This window comes from Streptomyces griseoloalbus (genome assembly GCA_014650015.1).
GTDB lineage: Bacteria > Actinomycetota > Actinomycetes > Streptomycetales > Streptomycetaceae > Streptomyces > Streptomyces griseoloalbus.
In genome coordinates this window covers 1-9,182 of the sequence record BMUD01000051.1, presented here as the reverse complement: position 1 = coordinate 9,182, position 9,182 = coordinate 1, and the positions used below count along the sequence as shown (strand labels likewise).

Annotated in this window: 3 protein-coding genes and 3 pseudogenes; 4 read left to right on the top strand and 2 right to left on the bottom strand. The window is 71.8% G+C overall.

Features of this window, described 5'->3' with window-relative positions:
- Positions 1–131 precede the first annotated feature (131 nt).
- Positions 132–1,463, top strand: a complete 1,332-nt coding sequence (locus tag IE178_RS34710; protein WP_193515022.1) for a tetratricopeptide repeat protein — start codon at positions 132–134, stop codon at positions 1,461–1,463.
- Positions 1,464–1,472: 9 nt separating this feature from the next.
- On the opposite strand, the pseudogene IE178_RS34705 reads toward IE178_RS34710, so the two are convergent.
- A pseudogene (locus tag IE178_RS34705) lies at positions 1,473–2,290 on the bottom strand (IS5 family transposase).
- 38 nt (positions 2,291–2,328) lie between these two features.
- Positions 2,329–3,424: pseudogene (locus IE178_RS37040) on the bottom strand (integrase core domain-containing protein).
- A gap of 446 nt (positions 3,425–3,870) precedes the next feature.
- On the opposite strand from IE178_RS37040, the pseudogene IE178_RS34690 reads away from it, so the two are divergent.
- The 3 genes and pseudogenes from IE178_RS34690 to IE178_RS34680 form a co-directional block, all read left to right on the top strand.
- Positions 3,871–4,173 (top strand): annotated as a pseudogene (locus tag IE178_RS34690) (SDR family NAD(P)-dependent oxidoreductase); the annotation flags it as partial.
- 133 nt (positions 4,174–4,306) lie between these two features.
- Complete coding sequence (locus IE178_RS34685; protein ID WP_193515021.1) at positions 4,307–4,720, top strand: CU044_2847 family protein; 414 nt, start codon at positions 4,307–4,309, stop codon at positions 4,718–4,720.
- A complete protein-coding gene (locus tag IE178_RS34680; RefSeq protein WP_193515020.1) occupies positions 4,707–9,029 on the top strand; it encodes an nSTAND1 domain-containing NTPase in 4,323 nt (1,440 codons plus the stop codon). Before IE178_RS34685 ends, IE178_RS34680 begins: the two co-directional genes overlap by 14 nt.
- Positions 9,030–9,182: the final 153 nt, after the last annotated feature.

Below are 9,182 nucleotides of genomic sequence, written 5' to 3'. Positions count from 1 at the left end.
CCAGCGGGTACTTCCTCGGGGCAGGCATCGTCTGGGCTCCTCTCATGACACCCATCTGACCTGCTGTCACCTTTCCCCGCATCTCGGGGGAACCTCAGGCGAGCAACTACGGCGGCCTTTCTCCCCGGAAAGTGGATCTTCTGCTGGAGCACGGTCACCTGGACCTGGTGATCCGGGCGGCAGAGGAGCGCGGCGAGTGGTTCTGCGCGGAGCGCGCGGCGCAGGAGCTGTGCCGGTCGGGTGAGTTCGTGCGGGCGCTGAAGGTGATGGAGCCGTTCGTCGCGACCGGGTGGCGGACAGCTCTGTGGGCGAAGGCCGACATCTTGCTGCGAGCGGGCCGGACGGATGAGGCCCTGGATCTGGTCCGCCCGGACAAGGAGGGCCGCACCTCACAGACCGTGTGCCGTCACTTCGCCGAGCTGCTTGCCAAGGCAGGGTGCGTCGACGAGGCCATCGACCTGCTCGTGCCGCACCTTGGTGAGTCGTGGATCCGGACAGTCCTGGTGGAGATCACCGAAGGCCAGGAACATGATGAGCGGGTACTGGACTTGATCGCCCCGCACGCCGAAGCCGCGCGCCGAGTCCGCGACGAGGGCCGGTGGGACTACTCCTGTTCAGACGCGCAGGATCTCCAGGCCCGGGTGCTGGAACGCGCGGGCCGCGCCGACGAAGCGATCCGGATCCTCGGCCAGGACATAACCGAGAATCGCTACCTCACTCAGAACACCCTCACCGCCTACGCCGAACTGCTAACCCGCCATGGTCGGCTGGACGAGTTGCGCGAGCTGGCCACCGGACAGGACGCACACACCGTCCTGCACCTCTACGCAGGCGTCCTGCGAGACCACGGCCGGGCGGAGGAAGCCGAGACTGTGATGTGTGACGCCATCGCCGCCGACGACTGGGTCGGGTACCGGGCCTGGCTTTCTGCGACCTTGTCGCGAGACGGCCGGCTGGACGACGCGATCACCGTGGCCGAACCCGGCTTCAGCTGGTACGACTGCTCCAACCTCCTGGCCCCACTCGTCTACCCGCTGCTTGACCGGCCCGAGGAACTGCTCTACCTCTTGGAGCATCCTCTTACCGTGCCCCACCACGGCCACGAAGAGTTCCAGCACTGGTGGCGGGCTTTCGCTCTCGCCGGTCTCGGCCGTGCCGAGGAAGCGATCGCCGTGGTCGAAGCCCACCCGGATCCGTGGATTGACCCCTGCATCGTCAGGGCCGGCCTCCTCAGCACCGCCGGCCACCTCGCTGCCGCCGCCGCTGAACTGCGGGACCTCGGCACGATTGAGGCACGCGAGGAACTGTTCGAGTTACTGGCCCAGCAAGGACAGGCGGCCGAGGCGATCGTCACCCACCCCACAGTGGCCGAGCAGCGGGCCGCCAAACAGCGAGCCGCCGAAGCAAAGACCGAGTCCGCCCCTCTCCGGGAGGACGGGTATTCCCTGGAGCCACCCTTCTAGGGAGCGCTGTCACGCGCACATCAGCAGTGAAGCAAGGGTGACGGCTGCTTGGTAGGACTCGGTGATCTTGTCGTAGCGGGTGGCGATGCCGCGCCACTGCTTGAGGCGGTTGAAGCACCGTTCGACGACGTTGCGCCGCTTGTAGAGGTGCTTGTCGAAGGCCGGCGGGCGTCCGCCATGGCTGCCGCGTCGGAGCCGGTTGCGTATCTGGCCGGACCGTTCCGGGATGGTGTGCCGGATGTTCCGTCCCCGCAGCCAGGTGCGTATGGCCCTGGAGCTGTAGCCCTTGTCGCAGATGACGTGGTGGGGCCGCACTTGGGGCCGTCCCGGGCCCGGCCGGGGCACCCGGATCGCCTCCATCACTGCCGTGAACTGGGTGCAATCGTTGGCGTTCCCGCCGGTGACGGTGAAGGCGAGCGGTCGACCCAGGGCGTCGCAGGCGAGGTGGATCTTACTGGTCAGACCGCCTCTGGACCGGCCGAGTCCCGGGGTGCGGATCCCCCTTTTCGCGCTCCGGCCGCGTGCTGGTGGGCCCGGACGATCGTGGAGTCGACTGATACCAGCCACTCGATGTCCCCGACTGCGTCGGCCTTGGCCTGGGCGGCCCGGAGCACCCGTTCGAAGGTGCCGTCCTTGGCCCACCGGCAGAAGCGGGTGTGCAGCGTGGCCCAGGATCCGTACCGCTCGGGCACGTCCCGCCAGGCCGTGCCGGTCCGGAACTTCCACACGATCCCGTTGAGGACCGTCCGGTCGTCCAGCCGTCTGCGGCCCCTCCCGGACCGAGGCAGCAGCGGCTCCACGAAGGCCCACTCGGTCGGACAGTTCATGGCGACGTTGCCCTTGCCGAAATCCTTGTCCGGGCAGGTCAGGCGGCATGCTCGTACTCGTGGAGAAGCCCGCCGAGGCGATCGCGTCGTCGTACCTTGAGGCAGGCGATCTGGTCCGGATCGACGATTGGCGGGGGTAACGGGTTCAACGGGCGGGCGTTCGCGAAGCCCTGATGGGCCGGTGCACATTGTAGAAACGCTCGAATTCCCGCAGGGCGTGGAGTAGATGCCGTTGATCCCAGATCAAGGTCCGGTCCAACAGCTCGCGCCTACAAGTCTGCACCCAGCGTTCCATGACCGCATTCGTCCGCGGCCTCCGGACACCGCTGAGCACGACCTCGATCCCCGAATCGGCGAGGACCGCGTCGAACAGGGCGGCGAACTTCCCGTCCCGGTCCCGGATCAGGAACCGCGCCCGGCAGTTGACATCTTCCAGGTCCATGACGAGATTTCTCGTGGCCTGTGCCACCCACGAGGCCGTCGGGTGCGCGGTCGCGCCCAGGATCCGGATCCGTCGGCTGGCGTGCTCGATCACGGCGAACACGTGCAGTCATGCCCCGGTCAGGGTGACCGTCTCGAAGAAGTCGCAGGCCAGCAGCGCGTCGGCCTGGGAGCGCAGGAAGTCGGCCCACGTGCTGGAGGTCTGCTCGGGCGCGAGGTCAATCCCGGCCTCCCGCAGGATCTCCCAGACCGTGGAGGCGGCGACCTTCACGCCCAGCACCAGCAGCTCGCCGTGGAGGCGCCGGTAACCCCACGTGGGATTTTCCCGTGCCGGGCGCAGCACCAAGGCGCGGATGGAGAGCACGGTGCGGGGTCGGCCCGGGCGCTTCGGCTTGGACTCGGCGGCGTGGCGGCGGGCGACCAGGTCGCGGTGCCAACGGAGCACCGTTCCGGCCGCACCAGCAGCCGCAGCCTGCGCAGCACGTCCCGCGGCAGCCGGTACAGCAGAGCCGCCAGGAAAGCCCGGTCACTCGGGCTGAAGCGCACCTTCCCCTTACCGAGTTGGCGCTCCAGCACCGACAGTTGCTGGCGCAGGGCGAGGATCTCCATGTCCTTGTCCCGATCGCTCATCGGTAGCAGGCGCAGCATGGCGAACGCGTTCGCCATGCCCAAGTAGGCCAGTCGCAGCAGCACGGTTGGTCATCATGCCGCGTTGATCGACAGCCGCGCGACGGCACAGACTCGACCGACCGCACTCGACATTCCGTGCACCCCGCACACCAGCTCCGACCAGGGCGGATGAGGTTATCGGCAAGCGCAGGGTGAGGCGACGGTGGTGAACAGGACGACGAGGGCGGCGGCAAGGCCGCGCAGCACAAAGGTGACCATGCACTCCTGATAGCGGCACCAAAAGGGGCGCTGTCGGCGTATACCTCTGCGCGCCGCCCGTGTGGGTGCAATGGTCACACCGGGACGCCGCCCTGCAGTCGGCGACGCAGCTGGAGCCCCCTCCGAGGAGGCTGCGCCCCTGGCCAGGCGCCGTGCCCTGTTCGAGCAGCATCAGGACAAGGCGGTGAAACGCCTGACGTGCTGGCCGTAACGCGGTGCAGGGCCCGGCGTTGGAGTGGTGAGCGCGCCTCCGCGCCAACTTCATCTACGGCTCCAGTAAAGCCGGCCTGGACGCCTTCGCCCAGAGGCTCGGGGACGCGCTGCACGGCACGAGCGTGCACGTCATGGTCGTACGCCCCGGGTTCGTGTGGACGCGGATGACCGCCGGGCTACCCGAGGCGCCGCTGGCCACCACGCCCGAGGCGGTCGCAACCGCGGTGGAGCTGGGGCTGCGGCGCCGCTCGGAGACGGTGTGGGTGCCCGGCACCCTGCGCGTGGTGATGGCGGCCGTACGGCACCTGCCGCGCGCGGTGTTCCGGCAGCTGCCGCTCTGACGCCGCGCACCACCTCGAAGACGCCAACTCGTCGCTCCTGCAAGACCATTGAAGTTCGCCGTCGATGCCGCATACATTTTCTCCGGCTCGATGGAATCGAACGCGTACGGCGACACCGGACCGAACGGACGCGATGGCGGAGACGACGGAGTTCACGGCGAGTGACGGCACGGTGGTGCGCGTGGAGGTCGACGGGCCTGCGCCGCCGTACGGCGCGGACGCGCACGAGCCCGTGCGCAGGCGGGGCCGGCCCGAGACGGCGCAGACCGCCGCGGGCACCCTGCGCGAGGCCGTGGACCGCATCCGGCCGGCGGCGAGAGACGTCCTGGACTCACTGCGGGCCATGCCCCAGGCTCCGGACCGGGTGACGCTGGAGTTCGGGGTGAAGCTGGCCGCGGACGCGGGCGTCGTCCTGGCGCGCGCCTCTTCCGAGGCGCACTTCAAGGTGCTGATGGAGTGGGAACGGCAGCCGCGCGAGCGGGCAAGGGCACCGGAAGAGGACGAGGCACCGGTTCCGGAGACTCCGTCCGGCGATGGCGACCGCTGAGACTCACCGCCCCTCCGCCTCGCCGGCGTTCGAGTGGGGGCTCGCCCGAGTGCTGGACACGGACGGCGTCCCGCTGGGCGCCGGCTTCCTGATCACCTCCGACCTGGTGTGCACCTGCGCGCACGTGCTGGCAGGTGAGGCGCGAACGCCGTCGGCGGTCCCGGACGTACCCGTCCGCGTCGACTTCCCGCTGATCGCCGACGGCGGCTCCCCGCCGGTGACGGCCACGGTCGTCGAGTGGCGCCCCGAGGACGACGTCGCCCTGCTCCGGCTGGTGCACCCCGTGCGCGGTGCGGCACCGCTGCCGCTCGCCCTCCCGGACCAGGCGCTATGGGGCCGGGAGGCCCGCCTGTACGGCTTTCCCGAGGACGCCGTCTCGGGCGTCAACGCCCACGGCGTCCTGCGCGGCGGGCAGGGCGCGGGCCGTGTCCAGCTCGACACCGGCGCAGGCAGCGTGCCGGTCCTGCCGGGCTTCAGCGGCAGCCCGGTGTGGGACGTCGAGGCCCGCACGGTGGTCGGGATGATCGCGGCGCGGGGCGGGCGCTCCCTGACAGGCACGGCGTACCTGATCCCCGCCCGCCGGCTGGTGTCCGGAGAGATCCGGACCGCCGGGGACCGGGAGCCGTTCAAGGGCCTGCTGCGTTTCGAGGAGGAGGACGCGCCCCTCTTCCACGGCCGCGAGGACGACGCCGCAGCCCTCGGCGAGGCGGTTCGCGAACGGCCGTTGGTGCTGGTGACCGGGCAGTCGGGCACGGGCAAGTCCTCCGTGGTGCGCGCCGGTCTGCTGCCCCGGCTGCGGGAGGCGGACGCGGTCGTCGTGGTGAGGACGCCGCGCGAGGCGGACGACCCGGCCCTTTTCCTCTGCGAGGCTCTGCTGGCCCTGTGGGATGCGGCCGGCCCCGATGGACCGGACGACGCGCGCCGCACCGTCCTGCGCGAGGGCCTGGCCGGTGACGATCTCGCCCTCGGACGGCTGCGCGAGCGGCTGCGGTCAGCGGCCCGGGACCGGTTGTGCGTACTGGTGGTCGATCAGTTCGAGGAGTACGCCGCCGCCGCCCCGCGGGCGGCCCGTCGGGTGGTGACCTGGTTGCGCGAACTGACCGGTGTCGCGGACCTTGTACCGGGCCGTGGGCTGCGTGCCGTGCTGACCGCCAGGAACGCCACCCTGGACGCGCTGGCCACCGTGCTCCCGGCCACGCAACTGACGCCGTCCTTGGTGCGCCTGGACCCGCTCGCCGACGAGGCCCTGGCCCGGGTGATCTCCGAGCCACTGCGCTCGGTTCCCGGCGCCGGCCTGGAACCCGGCCTTGCGGAACTGCTGCTGCGGGACGCCCGCGAGGCCCAGGACGCCCGCGGGGAGGCCAACGCCCTGCCCCTGCTGGAGTTCACGCTCGCCCGGCTGTGGCAGCGGCGCACCGGCCGCACTCTCACCCACGCCGCCTACCAGGACCTCGGCGGGCTGTCCGGCGCGCTGGCGCGGCACGCCCAGGACACCCTCGACGCGGCGCTCGCGGAGGGCCTCGCCGACCAGGAGACGGCCCGCCGGCTGTTCCAGCGGCTGGCCCGCCCTTACGGGCTCGGCCGCTTCCTGCCCGACACCGTGCCCGCCGCAGAGCTCGACGAGGGCCAGTTGCGGTTGGCGCAGCGGATGACGAGGGCGAAGCTGCTCACCTGGACCCGGCCGAGGCCGGACGGACCGCCGGGGGAGTCACTGCGCATGGCGCACGAGGCGCTGCTGCGCGAGTGGGGGTGGCTGCGCACCTGTCTGCGCGAGGGTGAGGAGTTCCGGGCCTGGCAGGCGGAGGTGGCGGAGCACGCGCGCGTCTGGCAGGAAGCGGGCAGCCGCCCCTTCGCGTTCGCCCCGGTCAGGCTCCTGGCGGCGGCGGACCGCTGGCAGGCGGAACGCGCGCCCGACATCACGGACGTACAGCGGGCCTACATCGCGGCTGGCCGCCGGCACGCACGCCGAGGCGCCTACGTGCTGCGCGCGTTCGCCGCGACGATCACCGTGCTGACGCTGCTGGCCGGCTGGCTGGCCTGGGACGCGTCGCACAGCAGGGACACGGCCCGGCGGCAGCTGCGCATGTCCGCAGCGGGGCAACTGGCCGATCTGTCGAAGGAGCGGTCGTCCGCCGACCTCGGCCTGTCGGTGCAGGCCGCCATGGGCGCCTGGGCCACCTCCCGCACCGACGAAGCGGGCGGCGCGCTGTTCCGCCAGTACCTGCGGATGCGGGACGTCGAACAGATGCACCTCGGCCTGTGGTCGGGCAGTGTGCGGGACGTGGACGCCGCCCCGGGCAGGGCCGTCCTGGCCGTTGTCACCTCCCCGGACGAGGAGAGCAAGCGCCGGGTGAGCGTCGTCCTGGGGGCGACCTCCGGGCATCCCCGCGCTCTCGCCCTTCGGGACGTCCCCGACGGCGACTTCAGCGGCACCTTCAGCGACGACGGGCGCTGGTACGCGGCCGGCGCGGCTGATGGATCGGTACGACTGTGGCAGGTCGGCGTGCCGGACGCCGAACCCCGGCTGCTCGCCGGTGCGCGGGACGGTCTCGACGAGAGCTACGGCTCGCCGGTGGACTTCTCCGACGACGGATCCCGGCTGCTGCGCCTGCACGCGTACGACGTGCGCCCCGGCAAGGAAACCGAGCAGCGGGCCACGCTGGAGGTCTGGGACGTCGCCTCCGGTGCCGAGGTGCCCGTCCCCGAGCGGCTGGTCGGCGCGCGGCACGCTGACACGGCGTGCTTCACGGGCCGTCGCGACGAGGTGGCAGTCACCTGGTCCCACGAGGGGGACAGCCGGACGGCGCCGCGGATGTCGGCCGCGGTCCTCGGCCTGACCGACGGCCGGGAACGGCGCCGGCCGGTGTCGGGCACCGAGATCGCGCGCTGTGCGGCACGTGGCAGGCTGATCGAGGCCGTGGGGCTGCGAGGAGCCCCGTCACGGCTCCTCGACACGAACGGAACCGAGCGCGAGCGCCGTCTCCTGTACGACTTCGTGGACCATGACGCCTCGGACCTCTACTCCACGCGCATACGCACGGGCTCCTCCCTCGACGGCGCCCCGGAGTACGGGCTGCTCACCCTGGCCGGTATGACGGACGGCCGTACCTGGACCACCGTGACGCCGACGGACGGGGACTCGGACGAGTCGCAGGTCGCGGTGTGGCCACCGGAGGGCAAGGGCGGACGCCCGCGGGTCGTGGCCCTCGTCGGGGACGCGCTGTTGCGTCTGCGGGCGTCCGAGGGCGCCGATGTGTTCACCGCGCCGGACCGCTCCGGGGACGACTCGCCGGTACTGGCCCCGGACGGCCGCCGATTCGCCGTGCGGCGCGCGGACCGGGTGTACGTGGGCGGGCCCGGACGGGCGTTCCGGTCGGCCGCCCTGCCCGGCGCTCCCCACGGAGTCGACCCGTGGCAGGTGACCTGGGTGCGCGCCGGAGCGGAGGACGTGGTCGTCGCCTGGGACCCGGGCGGGGCACGCCTGGTCCTGTACGACGCGGACGATCCCGCCCGTCGTCGGGACGTCGGCCTGCGGGTCGGAAAGGGGATCCACATCGAGTCCGTGGCGCGGCTCGGCAACGGTGAGCTGGCCGTGCTGCTGTCCTCGAACGAGGTACTCCGCCTCGACCCACGGACAGGCGGGAAGCTCGCGCCGGCGCTGCGAGTGGCGCCCAGCCCGACGAGCCCGCCGCCGTTCTACGCCTCGCCGGGACAGCTGATGCCCCGGCCCGGCCACCCCACTCAGGCCCTGATCGTCACCGTCCCGGGCCACCGGACGGGGCAGCTGCTGCTGTGGGACCTCGTCAAGGGCACCCGCGTGTCCACCTGGGACACCTCGACGGGCGTGACCGGGCCGGGAAGCGACCGGACCGGCCAGCCCCTCGTGTTCAGCGCGGACGGCCGCCTGCTGGCGGTCACCCACGGAGATGAGAAGGTGCGGTTCTGGGACGTGGCGCAGGGCGGCCGGAGAGTGGGCAGGACCGTGCCGGCCTCCGCGGGGGGACATCTGCTCGCTTTCCTCGGCCACGACATCCTGGTCACCGCCGACGACGGCTTCACGCTGTACGACGTCCCGTCCGGCCGGGTCCTGGGCAGAGGTCAGGACACCGTGGGCGGCGACCGGTTCGCGACGGTGTGGTCCGGGACGCGAGCGCACCTCGTGGTGGACGGCCAGGTGCAGAGCTTCCACATCGACGCCGAGGTCTGGTGGCGCACACTCTGCGCGAGCGCGGACCGTCCCTACCGCCCGGGCGAACGCGCGGACCTTCCACCCGGCGCCCGCACCGGACCCCCGTGCTCCGCGTCGTGACGCCCGGGGCGGGGCCCGTCAGCAGGCGGAAGCGGGTCTGTACGGTGAGCGGTGTGACTCCCGAGCTGGAAGCGACAGTTGATGACTGACGTGGCGAGTGACATCGAGGCCGGGGAGGCCGTTGTGAGTGGGGCGGGCGCCGTGGATGACGGT

What these genes read in the sequence shown, in the direction of transcription:
- IE178_RS34685 (WP_193515021.1), top strand. Translation starts at nt 4,307, where the DNA reads ATGGCGGAGACGACGGAGTTCACGGCGAGTGACGGCACGGTGGTGCGC.
- IE178_RS34680 (WP_193515020.1), top strand. Translation starts at nt 4,707, where the DNA reads ATGGCGACCGCTGAGACTCACCGCCCCTCCGCCTCGCCGGCGTTCGAG.